The sequence below is a fragment of the Steroidobacter cummioxidans genome (assembly GCF_003104955.1).
The window spans coordinates 26,899-42,930 of the sequence record NZ_LSRW01000041.1; the positions used below are offsets into that span (position 1 = coordinate 26,899).

General features: G+C 59.8%; 13 protein-coding genes. 4 read left to right on the top strand and 9 right to left on the bottom strand.

Annotated features, from left to right (window positions below; translation table 11 throughout):
* Nucleotides 1-412: 412 nt before the first annotated feature.
* The 9 genes from D0550_RS19590 to D0550_RS19630 all read right to left on the bottom strand — a co-directional run bounded on the left by D0550_RS19590 (nucleotide 413) and on the right by D0550_RS19630 (nucleotide 10,455).
* Nucleotides 413-1,363, bottom strand: a complete 951-nt coding sequence (locus D0550_RS19590; RefSeq protein ID WP_116810889.1) for a transketolase family protein — start codon at nucleotides 1,361-1,363, stop codon at nucleotides 413-415.
* Complete coding sequence (locus tag D0550_RS19595) at nucleotides 1,360-2,193, bottom strand: transketolase (RefSeq protein ID WP_116810890.1); 834 nt, start codon at nucleotides 2,191-2,193, stop codon at nucleotides 1,360-1,362. Before D0550_RS19595 ends, D0550_RS19590 begins: the two co-directional genes overlap by 4 nt.
* A 42-nt stretch (nucleotides 2,194-2,235) precedes the next feature.
* Complete coding sequence (gene rfbH, locus D0550_RS19600; RefSeq protein ID WP_116810891.1) at nucleotides 2,236-3,552, bottom strand: lipopolysaccharide biosynthesis protein RfbH; 1,317 nt, start codon at nucleotides 3,550-3,552, stop codon at nucleotides 2,236-2,238.
* A 45-nt stretch (nucleotides 3,553-3,597) separates the two neighbouring features.
* Nucleotides 3,598-4,683, bottom strand: coding sequence for a CDP-glucose 4,6-dehydratase (gene rfbG, locus D0550_RS19605; RefSeq protein ID WP_116810892.1), 1,086 nt, complete (start codon nucleotides 4,681-4,683; stop codon nucleotides 3,598-3,600).
* Nucleotides 4,684-4,707: 24 nt separating this feature from the next.
* Nucleotides 4,708-5,700: an FAD-binding oxidoreductase gene (locus D0550_RS19610; protein WP_116810893.1), complete on the bottom strand. Its 993-nt coding sequence runs from the start codon at nucleotides 5,698-5,700 to the stop codon at nucleotides 4,708-4,710.
* Between the two features lie 46 nt (nucleotides 5,701-5,746).
* Nucleotides 5,747-6,517 (bottom strand): glucose-1-phosphate cytidylyltransferase, encoded by a 771-nt coding sequence (gene rfbF / locus D0550_RS19615; RefSeq protein ID WP_116810894.1) that lies wholly within the window; start codon nucleotides 6,515-6,517, stop codon nucleotides 5,747-5,749.
* Nucleotides 6,518-6,723: 206 nt separating this feature from the next.
* The gene (locus D0550_RS19620) at nucleotides 6,724-7,605 is read right to left on the bottom strand and encodes an SMP-30/gluconolactonase/LRE family protein (RefSeq protein WP_116810895.1); all 882 of its coding nucleotides are present in this window, start codon (nucleotides 7,603-7,605) and stop codon (nucleotides 6,724-6,726) included.
* A gap of 3 nt (nucleotides 7,606-7,608) precedes the next feature.
* On the bottom strand, nucleotides 7,609-9,612 hold the full coding sequence (locus D0550_RS36430) for an alpha-ketoacid dehydrogenase subunit alpha/beta (RefSeq protein ID WP_275129258.1): 2,004 nt from the start codon (nucleotides 9,610-9,612) through the stop codon (nucleotides 7,609-7,611).
* Between the two features lie 153 nt (nucleotides 9,613-9,765).
* Complete coding sequence (locus D0550_RS19630; RefSeq protein ID WP_116810896.1) at nucleotides 9,766-10,455, bottom strand: GntR family transcriptional regulator; 690 nt, start codon at nucleotides 10,453-10,455, stop codon at nucleotides 9,766-9,768.
* Nucleotides 10,456-10,603: 148 nt separating this feature from the next.
* On the opposite strand from D0550_RS19630, the gene D0550_RS35560 reads away from it, so the two are divergent.
* Genes D0550_RS35560 through D0550_RS19655 form a run of 4 tightly spaced genes read left to right on the top strand, consistent with a single transcriptional unit; the run spans nucleotide 10,604 to nucleotide 16,027 of the window.
* A complete protein-coding gene (locus D0550_RS35560; RefSeq protein WP_206606413.1) occupies nucleotides 10,604-12,667 on the top strand; it encodes an ABC transporter permease subunit in 2,064 nt (687 codons plus the stop codon).
* Nucleotides 12,668-14,215 (top strand): sugar ABC transporter ATP-binding protein, encoded by a 1,548-nt coding sequence (locus D0550_RS19645; RefSeq protein ID WP_116810897.1) that lies wholly within the window; start codon nucleotides 12,668-12,670, stop codon nucleotides 14,213-14,215.
* Nucleotides 14,212-14,994 carry an SDR family NAD(P)-dependent oxidoreductase gene (locus D0550_RS19650; RefSeq protein ID WP_116810898.1) on the top strand — a complete coding sequence of 261 codons (783 nt, stop codon included), beginning with the start codon at nucleotides 14,212-14,214 and terminating at the stop codon, nucleotides 14,992-14,994. The genes D0550_RS19645 and D0550_RS19650 overlap by 4 nt, the downstream gene beginning before the upstream one ends.
* A gap of 13 nt (nucleotides 14,995-15,007) precedes the next feature.
* Nucleotides 15,008-16,027: a C-terminal binding protein gene (locus D0550_RS19655; protein ID WP_116810899.1), complete on the top strand. Its 1,020-nt coding sequence runs from the start codon at nucleotides 15,008-15,010 to the stop codon at nucleotides 16,025-16,027.
* The last annotated feature ends 5 nt before the right edge of the window (nucleotides 16,028-16,032 follow it).

Consider the following 16,032-nt stretch of genomic DNA (forward strand, 5'->3'; position numbering starts at 1 on the left):
TCACCCGGGAGTTCAAATCACTGAGCACGCTTCGAAACTTTCATGAAGCCATGAAAGTCTAAGGACTGCATTGGGGAGACTACGAGACGCTCAAGGACATCGTGACTCGGCCCCTGCAGGTCATCGAAGACGTCCGCAACTCTAAGGGGCCGCGCCCAGCACTCGGCTAACGATCGCCGGATTAGCCAGCTCGACAAGTCGCTGGCGCCTTGGCCCGCTCATGCTCTTGGTCCAATCTGAAGCGTGCGCTCCAGGGGACCAGCCAGCTTTACTCCCGCGCTGGTTTGAGCTTGCCGAGATGCGCCGAGTCGGTCGACACCGCATCTCGTTGTAGTATGTGCATCAGATCGCGACACTCGCAGAAATGTCTATCAAAATGCGCGGCCCCTCATCACGCATGCGATTCAGGGCGTTATCGATCGACCTGCGGCGGTGTGCGGTCATCGCCTTCGAGAAATCTTCGCAAACGAATGTGCAGCTTGTCCTCGCTCAACCCATGCCAATCCATTAGATATTCATATGACCCACACAGATCCGAAAACTGATTGTCAATCCCAAGTGAGAGAAGCGTAGCCCTCATGGAAGAGCCTCGCCGCGCGCTCAGTTCCGCCACAATAGATCCTAGGCCGCCGTGTACCGAATGCTCCTCGAATGTGACGATTTTTCTGGCATTCGCAATGCAGACGTCCATCACCATATCGTGCAAGGGCTTGAGTCGCGGAACACTCCACACCGACACTCCCCGCCACTGTTCCGCGAGCCGTATCGCCGTACGCACCATGGACCCTGTGGCGACAAACGCGATGTCATCATCGATACTGCCCAGCACCCTCACCGGGTTGGCGAGCGGATTTGAAACGCCAGACTCATGTACGCGCCCCAGGTCGGCCTTACCCATCCGCAAGTAACAACTGCGTCCTGATGCGATGGCTGCCGAGAAACACCACTCCATCTCCGCTGCATCCGCGGGGGAATATATAGAAACGTTTGCAACTGCGCGAAGTGCCCCGATGTCCTCCGTCGACTGATGGCTCGCACCCAAGTAACTATAGACGACACCCGCGCCATCTCCGATCAACAGCGCAGGCAGTCCTTCATAGCAAAGATCCATCTTGATCTGTTCCAGCACACGAATCGGCACGAAGGACGACAGACCATACACAACCGGAAAGAATCCGACCTTGGCCAGCCCCGCCGCGACACCCACCATGTTCTGTTCGGCCACACCCGCATTGAGATACTGTGAGCCGCACTCTTTGCGGAATTCGTCGAACAACGCGTAGCCATGATCTCCCGTCAGAAGTACCAGCCGCGGGTTCGCCTTCGCTGCTTGAACCAGACATCTCGAGAATGCTTCTCTCATCGTCGCCTATCTCCATTCGCCGCCGATGTCGCGTTGATCTCCGCGAGCGCGTCGGCATAGCTCGCTTGGGTCAAGCGCGTGTAGTGCCAACTGTTTCGGTTCTCCATGAACGACACGCCTTTACCCTTGACGGTTTTGGCAACGATGGCCTGGGGCTTGCCATTCGATGAATGTTTTATCTTTGAAAGTACCTCATCGAGCGCGACTTCATCATGCCCGTCCACTGCTTGACTGTCGAAACCGAATGCGGTGAGCTTCTCGACGAGATTTCCGAGGTTCAGGATGTCGTACGTCGCCCCCATGGCTTGGAATCCATTCTCGTCGACAATCAGGGTCAGATTGTCGAGCTTGAAATGGGCGGCGAACAGAATCGCCTCCCAGATCGCGCCCTCGTTCATTTCTCCATCGCCCACGATGGCATAGCACCGCTGCCCAGAGCCCTTGCGCTTCGCGCCGAGCGCCATGCCGACCCCCACCGACAACCCATGTCCCAGGCTCCCGGAGGTCACCTCGAGACCCGGTACGTGTGCATCCGACAACCCTTTCAGAATCGTGCCATTTCCAAAGTAGTTGCGAATGTCGTCGTCATTGAGCCAGCCAAGCTCACGCATGCACGCATACTGCGCCATGACCCCATGCCCCTTACTGAGCACCAGATAGTCACGCCCTTCGGCGCGCGGCGTGCCATCTCCCAAGTGCAAGTGATTGCGGTAGAGCACCGCGAGAATCTCGACAATTGAGAAGGCGCACACGATGTGGACTGTGGATCCGGCAAAGGCCATCTCGAGAATCGTGCGACGGAGCGCGGCAGGATCAAAGCTATTGCTCATACTTCTCATCCGTGTGCGATGCCCGTCATGACGTTCTAAGCGTCAGAATCCAATGCCAAAGAACTGCTCGATCTTCTCCACGACGTAAGCAAGATGTTGCTCGTCGAGACCGGGATGGACGCCGATCCAGAACGTGCTGTTCATTACCCGATCCGTCACGTCCAGCGGCCCCGAGATGCGGTACGTTCGGCCCTGCATGTAGGGCTGTCGAGTCAAATTGCCGCCGAACAGAAGCCTCGTGCCGACCTTGTTCTGATCGAGGTAGGTCAGCAGCTCCGTGCGGCTGCCAGGACTCGCCGATGTCAGTGTGAGCGGAAATCCAAACCACGAGGGCTCACTGTTCGTGGTGGCTGTCGGAAGAACAAGGAACTCTTCGCAGGAGCGCAGACGATCGCTCAAGAATTGAAAATTCCGTCTGCGAGTGGCAATGAAGCCATTCAAACGATCCATCTGCGCCAACGCACAGGCCGCCTGCATGTCCGAGATCTTGAGGTTATACCCAAGATGGGAATAGGTGTACTTGTGATCGTAGCCTTCCGGCAGCGCCCCCAGCTTCCACTGAAATCGCTTGCCGCAGGTGTTGTCTTTGCCCGGTGCGCAGTAGCAATCCCGACCCCAGTCACGAAACGATTCTGCAATGACCTTGAGCTCGGCATTGTTGGTAAACACCGCCCCTCCCTCGCCCATCGTGATGTGATGCGCGGGGTAAAAACTGAGCGTGCCCAAGTCGCCGAAGGTCCCTACAAGTCGCCCACCGTAGGTTGCGCCCAGCGCATCGCAACAGTCCTCCACGAGCCAAAGGTTGTACTGCTTGCATAGGGCAGTGACGATCGACAGGTTGTAGGGGTTGCCTAGCGTATGCGCGAGCATGATCGCCTTGGTCTTCGGCGAGATGGCAGCTTCGATCTTTTCAGCATCGATGTTGTAGGTGCCGAGCTCCACATCCACGAACACCGGCACCGCGCCGAACTGCAGAATGGGGTTGACGGTGGTTGGGAAACCGGCGGCCACGCCAATGACTTCATCGCCTGGTTTGATGGCGCGCTTCCCCAGCTTGGGCGAGGTCAGCGTCGAGAACGCCACGAGGTTGGCCGAAGAGCCGGAGTTGACCGTGATGGCGTGCTTCACGCCGAGAAACGCGGCCAGGCGCCGCTCGAACTCTTCATTAAATCGACCGGTGGTCAACCAGCCATCGAGGCTGGCTTCGACCATCATCTGCAGCTCGCTCGCACCAATCACCTTGCCGGACGGTGGAATCACCGTCGTGCCAGGCTCAAAGGTCGCAGGTCGAAACATCGTTGCGGCGTACTCCGCAACTAGTTCGGAGATTTGTGTTCGCAGTGCCTGTGAACGATCCATCGTGCTCCTCTGTCGCGCCACTTGCCGAACGGACTCGTCGATCGACTACGCGCAGACCGAGGCGTCTGTTTGGTACGCCTCGATCTGGCCCAACGTAAACTCGCGCATATCCGTGCTCGACTGCGCAGCCCGGTACCATTCGACGACTCGATCAATCGTCGTGCTCAGCGACCACCGCGGCTGCCACTCCAGCCGGCTTCGCGCTTTGGAGCAATCGAGCTTAAGCAGCTGAGCCTCGTGGGGTTGAGGGTTTTGATCGGGCAGCCAGGCCGCCCCGGGCGCCCAGCGAGCGGTCAACCGTTCGACTATCCATCGTACGGGTCGCGCGTCGGTGTCGCTTGGTCCGAAGTTCCACGCCTCCGCGTAGGTGCTACCTTCCGTGTACAGCCGCTCAGCCAGCAGCAGATAGCCACTGAGCGGCTCGAGCACATGCTGCCAGGGACGAATCGCGCTTTGATTTCGAATCACCACAGACTGCGCGCGCTCCATCGCTCTGATCACGTCGGGAATGAGACGATCCTCCGACCAGTCACCGCCTCCAATGACGTTGCCGGCGCGGGCGCTCGCCAGCGCCACTCCATGGGTGACGTAACTGGTCGATGGAAAGTACGCCTGCCGATAGGAGGACGTGACGAGCTCTGTGCAGGCCTTGCTGTTGCTATACGGGTCGTGGCCGCCCAGACGGTCATTCTCCCTATAACCCCAAACCCACTCGTGATTCTCGTAACATTTATCGCTGCTAACCACGATGGCCGCTTTCACACCGCGCGATTGCCTGACCGCCTCCAGCACATGAACCGTGCCCATGACGTTGGTCGCATACGTCTCGAGCGGGTTTGCATACGAGTAACGCACCAACGGCTGTGCCGCCATGTGGATAACGATCTCCGGGCGCGCATCGGACATCGCGCGACGCACGAGCACGGGATCCCGGATGTCCCCAAGAATCGATGCGATGCCGTGATCTACCCGAGCCCGCGTATATAGATTGGGCGTCGTTTCGGGCGATAGCGAAAGCCCCGTCACTTCGGCGCCAAGCGATTGCAGCCAGAGTGTGAGCCAGCCACCTTTGAACCCGGTGTGGCCGGTCAGAAAAACGCGTTTTCCCGCCCAAAAGTCCTTGTGCATCATCACACCTTCCCAGGCGATTCGATCTCACGAAGCCGTGAACGCATCGGCAACGAAATTCTCGGCACGAAGCCCTAGGCCTACGAGCCGGTCTTTCGCTGCGGTGATCATTTGCGATGAGCCACACGCGAACGCCGCAGCGTCCTCGAGACACGCGTGCTCTTCCGCAACGGCATCTTGAACGTATCTGGCGACGCCGGACACCGCCGGCTCTCGCGAGTAGATCGGTTGATACCGGATTCCCCGCGTCAAACAAAGCTCAGTGAGGTGATCCGCCCAGTATTCGTCCCGGTGGTAACGGTTACCCCAATACAACACGACCGTTCCTAGCCGTTGGAGAGTTTCCTTGTTCATTCCCTCCAGTATTGCGTTGATTGGAGCAATGCCGGTGCCCGTCGCAAGGAACAATGTCACGCGGCTCACCTGACGATCGCGTAGAAAGAAGCGCCCATGCGGTCCTTCGATCCGCAGCAAGTCGCCCACCTTGGCTTCCGAGAACCAGTAATGGCTGAACTGCCCGCCCTCGACTCGCCTGACGTGGATTCGTAGCAACCCATTGGTATCCGGCGCGCACGACAGCGAATAGCTGCGTGCCACTTGCCAGCGATTCCAGATGCGAATGAACTGTCCCGGCAGAGATCGAAACACCGTCGTGGGCGGCAGTCGCAAGGTCACTTCCATGACCTCACTCGCAAGCCGCCTCAACTCATGGACTTTGCAGGGAGCGCGCTTGACCTCAACGCCGGCAAGCTCTGGAAAATGGGGAATGCGGAGCGAGACATCGCATACCACCCGAGCGTTACAGAGCAGTACCTCGCCACCCTCGGTCAGCGGGCGGCTGGCATCGACACAGTCGAGCGTTCCGGCGATCAGCTGCGCGGCGCACTGGCCGCAGTTACCCCGCTTGCACGAATAGCTTGCCGGTACCCCGCATGCGAGCGCCTGATCCAGCACGCTCTCGTGAGCGCCCCCCTCGAACTCGAAGAGTTCGTGCCCCCGGATCAGGGTGACTTTGGCCACCGCTTCCCTTCCCTATTGCACGCTGATAGCGGCAGGCCCACGCGCATTAGCGCCAGACTTTCCACGGCGCGCGATGGCTCGCCCAGAGCTCCTCAAGGTGCGTCTTATCCCGCATCGTATCCATCGCCGCCCAAAAACCCGGGTGCCGATAGGCGCTCAGCTGATTCTGCTGGGCCAACATGCGTAGTGGACGTTGTTCCCAGACGTCCTGATCGCCCTCCAGGTAGTCGAAGATGCCCGGTTCCAGGACGAAGAATCCGCCATTGATCCATATCCCGTCGCCTTTCGGCTTTTCGACGAAGCGAGTGACTCGATCGTCATCGAGCTCCAAGGCGCCGAATCGCGCGGGCGGCTGCACGGCAGTGACGGTGGACAGGCGCCGATGGCGTTTATGGCTCTCAATGACCTGGGTGATGTTCACATCACTCACGCCATCCCCATAGGTGAAGCAGAACGTCCCGCCATCCAGATAGTCTTTGATTCTAAGCAGACGTCCACCGGTCAATGTCTCGAGACCCGTATCCACCAGCGTGATGGTCCACGGCTCGGCGTGGGGATGATGGACTTGCACTTTGTTATGACGCATGTCAAAGGTCGCGTCAGCCATGTGCAGAAAGTAGTTGGAGAAATATTCCTTTATCAGATAGCCCTTGTAGCCACAGCAGATGATGAAGTCCTGCAGGTCATGCGCCGCATAGATCTTCATGATGTGCCATAGGATTGGATGGCCACCAATCTCGATCAGCGGCTTCGGGCGAAGATGACTCTCTTCACTGATCCGCGTGCCATAGCCGCCCGCCAGAATGACTACCTTCATGGATGCTCCATACTGAATGCCCCTCACCGATCTGCGGGCACTTCATCATCAGTAGGAGGGTTGCGGTAGTCGCTGAGCGCAGCCGTAGGATTGCCAGACCTCAAATCGTTAGCGACCGCGGCGTTTCAGCACGCCGCGGGTCACGGTTAGGCTTGTGTCTATTGTTGGAAAGGTGAGGAGGATCGACTCTGGCTAGGCGCGCACCCTTATCCGGCGAACGCGGCTCCCGGCAATCCTTTCGCTCCCGTGTCGATCGCCAACAGCCCGCCCGCCCAAGGTTGGTCTCGCAGCTGCGCCGCAGGGCGCCGCAACGTGGCCGTGCTCACATACAAGATATCCAACTCGGGCCCACCGAACTCGCAGCACGTAGGCGTGTCCGTCGGCAATGAGATCGCTCGCACGAGCTTTCCGTTGGGATCGTACTGTTGCACCTTACCTTTGAAGGGCAAGGTCAACCAATAGCACCCGTCCGCATCGATGGTGGCGCCGTCACCCACCGCCCGCTCGGAGGACAGATCGATAAATATGCGTTGGCGCTCCATGTCACCCGTGGACGGGTCGAAGTCCCACTGCCACACATAGGGAGTTGCACTATCGGTGAAATAGAGCCTGCTGCTGTCCGGACTCCATGCCAGACCGTTGGAGCAGACGAAGCCCGTCGCCGCCTTTTGGGTCGTCAGATTCTCACCCAAGCGATACAACGAGCCGATGGGCCGCGGTGTTTGACCTTCGCACTCGAACACCGTGCCCGACCAGAACCTTCCCTGCCGATCTGTCTTGCCGTCGTTCATGCGCGTTTCTGGAATATCCGCTTCGACATTCACGATCGACTCAAAACGTCCGTGTGACGGGTCGACAAAATAGAACCCGTCCCCCATCGCAAGCACCAAGCCGCCCCGACGCCGAACGGCAAGGCAACCGGGTCGCACGGGCGTGCTGATGGTCTTCGTCTGTCCCGTCTTGGGCTCATACCAATGAATTGCCTGCGCGAAGATATCCAACCACCACAGGCATTGTGCCTCAGGGTCCCAGCACACGCCTTCACCCAGCTGGGCCTTGGCATCGAAGACGCATTGAATGTCGGTCATGTGCTACGCCTTCATCACAGCGCGAATGGCATCCGCGATTGCTTCACGCGAGGGAATGACCGCAGTTTCGAGCTTGTCATTGAATGGCATCGGCGTGTCGTACGCGGCCACTCGAACCACCGGCGCCTTTAGCGAGCCGAATTCTCTTTCCACGACCCGCGCGCATACTTCTGCTGCGAAGCCGCCGGTCTTGCACGCCTCATGCACAATGAGTAGGCGATGGGTCTTGCGCACCGAGGCGAGAATAGTGTCCTCGTCGAGCGGACGGATGGTCCGAGGGTCGATGACCTCGACGCTGATGCCCTCGTCCTCCAGCAACACGGCAACCGACAGGGCCTTCGCAACCATGGCTTGTGTCGCAACCACCGTCACGTCTTTGCCCTCGCGCTTCACGTCCGCCTTGCCGATGGGGATCGCATAGCTTTCCACCGGCACCGGCCCCTTCTCGCCCAGATAGAGCATCTTGTGCTCCAGGAATATCACCGGGTTGTCGTCGCGAATGGCCGCGGTCAAGAGGCCCTTGGCATCGTATGCGCTGGACGGAGCGACGACGACCAACCCAGGTATATGGGCAAACCATGCCTCCAAACTTTGACTGTGTTGCGCGGCGAGGCGAATGCCACCGCCCTGCGGACCGCGAATCACCAGCGGGACTTTCGCGACGCCACCGTTCATGAAGCGAAACTTCGCGGCTTGATTCACGATCATGTCCATCATCTGAGTCACGAAGTCGAAGATCTGCACTTCAACGATCGGCCGTAAGCCTGCGATCGCGGCACCGACGGCGGCGCCGCAGAACGTCGCCTCGGAGATCGGCGTGTCGCGCACGCGCGTGGCCCCGAATTTTTCCACCAGTCCCTTGGTGACCTGGAAAATGCCGCCCGTCTCCGCGATGTCCTCGCCCAGCACCAGCACGCTGGGATCGCGCTCCATTTCTTGATGGAGCGCCTCGTTCAACGCCTGGGTATACGTGAGCGGGCGTTCGCCCCTGTCGGTGGGTTCCTGATGTGCGTGATGCGGCGCATAGACGGCCGTATCGAGGATCGTGATCGACGGCTCAGGACTTTGAGTGGCAAAGGCAATGGCGGCTTCGATCTCCCGCTCGACAGCGGCCTTCACCTGATCGATACGAGCGCTCGGAACGCGCGCCGTGGCCATTTTCTCCTGCAGTCGGATCAACGGATCGCGCGCCTTCCAGGCGCTCATCGCCTCCTCCGTACGCGGCTCGCGCAGGTTCGCTCGCATACTGTGCGGCCCCCAGCGCCAGGTCATCGCCTCGACGAGACTCGGGCCTTCGCCGGAGCGCGCTTTCTCGATAGCAACCCGGGTGGCGTGATACACCTCTTCCGCATCGTTGCCATCGATGGTCCGCCCGGGAACGCCATAGGCCGATGCCCGCAGCGCGATCTGGGGCACCGACGTCGTTTGATTGAATGCCGTATTCAGGGCGTACTGGTTGTTCTCGCAGATAAACACCATGGGCAACTTCCACACCGCCGCAAGATTTAGCGCCTCGTGAAACACGCCCTGGTTTGCCGCACCGTCACCAAAGAATGCAATCGAGACGGCATTGGTTTTGTGATACTGCGCTGCCAGCGCCGCTCCGGCGCCTAACGGCATGGTCGCACCGACGACCCCATTGGCCCCCAGAATGTTGAGCTCGAGGTCGGCGACATGCATGGAACCGCCGAGCCCGCGGCAATATCCCGTCTCCTTTCCAAGGAGCTCCGCGAGCATTCGATCAACGCGCGCCCCTTTGGCGATGCAGTGCCCATGCCCGCGGTGATAGCTGCCGACAAAGTCCTGTTCCGTCAAATTGGCGCAGGTGCCCGCCGCAATCGCCTCTTGACCGATGTAACTGTGGGCCGTCCCTTTGATGACGCCCTTCTTGAACAAATCCGTCGCCGTCTCCTCGAAGCGCCGGATCCGAAACATGGTCTCGAACAGCTTCAGCAGTGTTTCAGCGGAGGCCTGGAGCGCTGGGGTGGGCTCGGTCGTATCCGTCATCTGTCTGTCCGCTAACACGAGTTCTCCCGATTCACAGTGAGGGGCGAGATCGACGCGACTCATCCTTGGTGGACCGTCCTTGATGACCCGTCGGACCGTCATCCGCGGACACCAGATATATCTGTTCGAGACAGAATCGGCGCCGCGATCACATCACATCTCCTCCACGGTCACGGGTTCAACCTCCCGAAGCCCCCGCATCAGTTCGCGCGCCCGCTTGATGTGTTCGCTCAGTACCTTCAGCCCTACCTCGATCTCCGAGTCTTTCAAGGCCTTAGCGATGCGTAGGTGCTCATCGAGCGAGACATCGAGCAGGCTGGGGATCGGCGCAATCAGACTGACCCGCAGAGTTTGCAATTTGGCATCGATCATCGAGTACGCGCCCGCCAGATAGGCATTGCCGCAGTGCTTGAAGAAAGCGGCGTGGAACCGCGCATCGAGTCGGCGGTATTCGTCGGATTCCTTGTCCCTGATGGCGACACACATTCCCTCAACGATATCGTGCAGCTCAACCAACAGCCGCCCTGCTTGACGGCGCATCGCCAGCTGCAGTGCGTTGCTCTCTAGAATCAGCCGCAGCTCGCACAGCTCGGTGACTTCCTTGTCCGCAAGCTCGAAGACAAACGTTCCCGAATGTGGCTGAACCACCACGAGATTCTCTCGCTGCAATTGCACGAGGGCCTCGCGGACCGGTGTCTTGCTGATGCCAAACTGTTCGGCGAGCGCCTTCTCATACAACGGTGAGCCCAATGGATAGTCCCCATTGGTGATTCCCGCGCGAATCTTCTCCAGCGCCAGGAGGGTCAGAGACTTTGGCTTTTTGATCTTCTGGTCGGTCAGCATAAGTCCTCGCTGACAGAGAACATTCAGTCGCTGCGATGTGACATCAGCGAATGTCGAGGGGGTCAGCGCGTTCTTTGACCAGTCGCCGATATATGTGATATCTCCAATCCACTATAACGATACAACGTCGATCCGGGGGAATGACTAGATGGCGGCTGCCGGTACAACTACGGCGGGGTCGGCGTCCGATCGCCTGCTGCGCGTGTTCGCTTTGGGTGAAGCAGGTGTCATCGCCGCGCTGATTACAATCGCGCTGCTGTTCTGGCTGCTCGAGCCGGCCTTCCTCTCCGATCGCAACGTGCGAGCCATGCTCAACATGGTCTCATTCATCGGCATCATCGCGATCGGCCAGATCATCCTGCTCATCAATGGTGAGTTCGATCTCTCCGTGGGCTCAGTGGCAGGCCTGGCCGCCGTCGTCAGCGGAAAACTGATGACGGCAGTGGGCTTGCCGGTGCCCGCGGCGCTGCTCGGCGGATTGCTGTGTGGCTGCACCGTGGGGTTGATCAATGGCCTATCCGTGGTCGGACTTCGCATTCCGGCGTTCATCCAAACGTTGGGGATGCTATTCATCGGACAAGGGCTCATTCAACTCGTCACGGGCGGCTATCCGGTCTATCCGTTGCCTTCGAGCGTGGGGCAGCTTGGCCAGAGCGCGGTGTTCGCAGGCTTGGGCTGGAGTTTTGTTTTCTTTCTTCTGGCGGCGGTGACCGCGGACATTCTGCTGCGTCACTCCGTCATGGGCCGCAACATGTATGCCGTGGGGGGCAATGCGCTCGTGGCCGACCTCGTCGGCATCCCGACTCGGAGATATCGGGTTGCCGCGTTCGTGGCCGTCGGGGCGCTCTCCTCGATCGCCGGCATGTTTGTCATGGCCGATCTTGCCAGCGCCACCACTGGCATTGGCTCAGGCTGGGAGCTGGCCGTCATTGCCGGCGTCGTCGTCGGCGGCGTCAGCTTGTTCGGTGGTGCCGGTACTGTGATCGGCGGCTTGATTGGCGTCTTGTTATTACAAGTCGTGCAAAGTGGACTCGTCACGGTAGGCGTCAGCGCGAACTGGCAGCAGATTGCCGTCGGACTCATCATGATTCTTGCGGTGGCCCTGGACACCGCGCGTCGGCGCTTGGCGGTGAGCGGCCTGCACGCCGAGGCACCCGAGTCGCACTCACAGACAGCCGCCTCATCCGGGGTCGGCAAGCTCTTCGGTATGACCTACCGAAGAGGATCGGCCGTCTCTCTGCTCGTGTTGGTGGCCGTGCTCGGCGCTATGGGCGTCAGAGCGCATTTGAATTCTACGCCGACAGTTCCGAGCGCGCATGTGCCGCAGGAGGCGAACAAGCGTCTGCTGTGGGTGCAACCCCTGCGGGATCATCCCGTGTGCAAGCTGATGCAAGCGGGCTTTCTGAACCGTTGCGAGGAGCTCGGTTATACGTGTGAGGTGGTGGGCAATCCGAGCGCCACGAACCTCGATGTGGCAGCAACCATTCCGCTCGCCGAAGCTGCCCTCGCTCGAGACAGGTTTGGAGCGGTCGGAGTCTTCACGCTCGACACGGCGATCTATCCCTTTGTCGAAAAGCTTGCCGCGGAAGGATTGCCAGTCGTGACCTGGCATGAGTTGCCGCCGCCCGGCACGATCAAAGGGTTGAAAGCCGCGACCGGACAGGATCTCGCTCAGGTCGGCAAGGAAGCGGCATTGGCACTTGGAGCGCGCCTGGGCGGTAAAGGCGTCATTGCTCTGACTCAAGGCAGCTTTAACGTTGAAGAAAACGCCAAAGCGGAGGCCTTCCGGCGCTCCATGGCGGAACACTTTCCCAAGATCACAGTGTTGCCGCCGCAACTCGAAGGCTATGAAGCGACGGCTGCCAAAGCCAAGGCCATCAGCTTGCTTCAGGGGAATCGCGACATCACGGGTGTTTTCTCCACGACAGGTAACGGCGCGCAAACGTGGGCAGGCGCGGCCCGAACCGCGGGGCGCAGCTTGGTCATCATCGGCATGGACTACATCCGAGCGAACCTCGATCTGGTGAAGGCCGGCGAGGTCTTCGGCATCGTTGCACAGCCCCTCTATGAAGAGGGCGCTAAGACCGCCGAGCTTGCGGCTGCGTTGGCGCAAGGTCAGGACGTTCCTTATCACACGCCCCTACCCGCCCGAGTCATCACCGCCGCTGAGGTCGGGCCGTACTACGCTCTGCTGGACAAGGCGGGTCAGTAGATGCGGTCCTTCGCTATCGAGGCATTGGGGATTGAACTCGATTTCTCGGGTGTGTTTGCCCTACGGGGTTGCGACTTGCGCGTGCGACGCGGAGAAACTCACGCGCTTCTCGGACAGAACGGCGCGGGCAAATCGACGCTCCTGAAGATATTGAACGGCGTGCATCCGCGTGAAGCGTTTCGCGGTGAGCTCAAGATCGACGGACGCGCTGTCGCCTTCCGCTCTCCCGCGGACGCACGTAAGCAAGGCGTGGGGTTCGTTCCTCAGGAAATCGAGGTCATCGAGAACTTGAGTGTCGCGGAGAACATCTTCTGCGGCCAGCTGCGGGTTGGCCGAGGTCCACTCGTGCCGTGGCCGGATGTCGAACAGCGAGCCCATCAGCTCCTGACCGACTTGGGTCTATCCTTCTCCCCTCGTGCGCAAGTGGCTTCACTGTCCGCCGCTCAGCGTCATCTCGTGATGATTGCTCGCGCGCTCGTTGCACGCCCCAGCGTATTGCTGCTGGATGAGCCCACTGCATCGCTTACGTCGCGGGAGATCGAGCGGCTGTTCGGTGTGTTGCGACGGCTGAAGGAGCGCTCGACGACTATCATCTACATCACGCACCGTCTGCCGGAAGTGCTGAGCTTGTGCGATCGCGCCTCGGTGCTACGCGATGGAGTGATTGCCGAAGAGTTCGAGCGCAAGGATTTCGACATCCATCGACTCCACGATGCGATGACGGGCTACAAAGTCGCGACTCAGTTCCCAGAGGTTAAGTCACCCGCAGGCGGGCCTGCCGTACTGAAGCTCGAGGATTTCTCGGTCACTCACAACGGTCGGCGCCGAGTGCGAGAAATCAGCGTGGTGTTGCATCGAGGAGAGATCTTGGGTATCGCCGGGTTGCTCGGCGCGGGGCGAACCGAGCTGCTGAGCGCGATCTACGGCCATCTTCCACACACCGGTAAGATGTATGTCGAGGGTCGCGAGTGCTCTGTACGCTCCTCTCGCGATGCGCGAGCGCTCGGCATCGGGCTACTCACCGAGGACCGAAAGCGAGACGGCCTGCTATTCAATCTTCCACTGCGGGCAAACATTACCGCCGGAAATCTGCGCCTGCTCTCCACCGCCGGATTCGTTCGGGCAAGTGCCGAGCGCAACCACGTGCTTCGCACGATGCGGGAACTCTCCGTAAAAGCATCATCGCCCGAAGCCACTGTTTCGCACTTGAGTGGCGGCAATCAGCAGAAGCTGCTCTTTGCGCGCGTCCTCATGCCGCAGCCCAAGATCCTGCTGCTGGACGATCCCACCAAGGGCGTGGACGTGGCCACTCGTCACGAAATCTATCGCCTCGTCGTGGGCCTGGCAGAGCGCGGCGTTGCCGTCTTGATCGTGTCCTCGGAGCTCGAGGAAGTGTTGGGGTTGGCCCATCGAATTGTGGTCCTGGCTGACGGCCACATCGTCGACGAATTCAGCCGCGGCGACGGCGATGAGAAGCGCATCTTGCGCGCGGTATCTTCGCCCACCGCATTGGCGAGTGCACAGTCAAATCTAGTGATACAGCAATGAACAAGACGCAGTTTTCAGTGGCCGGTAAGTCAGTGCTCGTCACGGGCGCCGGCAAGGGCATCGGACGCGCGACCGCACTCATGCTCGCCGATCTGGGCGCCTCCGTGCTCGCTGTCAGCCGCGATGCCCGTGATGCGCAGTCGCTCACCAGCGAGAGTGCAGCAATGGCGGGACGACTGCATTTCCTGGAAGTCGATGTCCGAAACCAGGAACAGATCGACGCTGCCTTTGAGTTCGCGGAGCAACACTTTGGGCAGCTCCATGGCATCGTCAACAACGCGGCCGTGTGTAACACGGGCAAGCGCCTCGAGGACTTGTCCGATGCGGAATGGGACACCACTCTTGACATCAACCTGAAAGGAATCTTCCGAATCTGCCGCGCCGGGCTTCCCGTGCTGCGTCGATCGGGCGGCGGCAGCGTGGTCAACGTCTCCTCGGTACACGCGATGGCGACCGCACGAGGTCACGCCGACTACGCCGCGAGCAAAGGCGCTGTGTTGGCGCTCTCGCGTCAACTAGCACTCGACTACGCCATTGATCGCATCCGAGTGAACGCATTGATCGTTGGCTCCGTGGACACGCGCATGTCTCAACCTGCGTTCGCCGCAGCCGGCAGCGCTGAGGCCTTGGGCCTCTCGTTCAATCTGAATGCGATTCCGCGTGTAGGTACGCCACAGGAAATCGCTTCGGTGATCGCTTTTCTACTCTCGGACGCATCCTCATTTGTTAACGGGAATGGCCTGATCGCCGACGGCGGTCTGCTCGCAAAACTGCTTTGAGAAATACTTCATTATGAAATTCTTGGTGTATACCCCCGATGCCGTATATGACGACGGCGGCGTGCTGGAAAGGCAGATCGGCGGCGACCTGATCGATCTGCGTGTCGAGAAGTGGCATGGTCAGGAACAGCTGAATGAAGACCTGCTCGCCAATGCGGATGGATTGCTGCTCTGGCAGATGATTAGCATGGACGCTGCCACGATCGCTCGGCTGCGCAAATGCAAGATCATCGTGCGATGTGGCACGGGTTACAACAACATCGACGTAGCCGCGGCGAGCGAACTGAACATCCCGGTGTGCAACACGCCGGATTACGGCACGGCCGAAGTCGCGGACCACACCATTGCTTTGTTGCTTGCCCTGGAGCGCGGACTGATACCGTTCGATGAAGCCGTTCGCGCAGATCCGATAAAGAATTTCGATCACCGCATCTTCATGGATGAGCGGCGCCTTGCCGGTCGGGTGTTCGGAACCGTCGGACTGGGTCCGGTGGGGACCGCAACAGCCTTGCGGGCGAAGGCATTCGGCCTGCAGGTGATGACGTACGACCCCTTCCTCCCCAGAGGCCAGGAGCTGGCACTCGGTATCGAACGCGTCGAATCGCTGGAGGAGTTGTTGAGTGCGGTCGATATCCTGAGTCTGCATGCGCCACTGACCGTTCAAACCGCCAATCTCATCAATGCCACTACGCTTGCGAAATTGAAGCCCCAGGCAACGCTCCTGAACACTGCCCGCGGTGGCTTGATCGACTGGGATGCCCTCTATGATGCGATGAAGAGCGGACATGTACGTGCGGCGGGCATCGACGTGTTACCGACGGAGCCGCCCGATCCTGTGCCGAAGCTGCTGCGCTGTCATGCGAATCGCGAGCCCTGGCTGCATGGCAGGCTTCTGGTCACCCCACATGCAGCATGGTCAAGCGTCGAGAGTCGCGATGACGCGAGGAAAATCTCGATGAAGACGATGGTGGGATACTTGAAGAATGGCGCTCTACGCAGTTGCTTGAACAAACAGCACCTGCGCCCTGCTTGAGACAA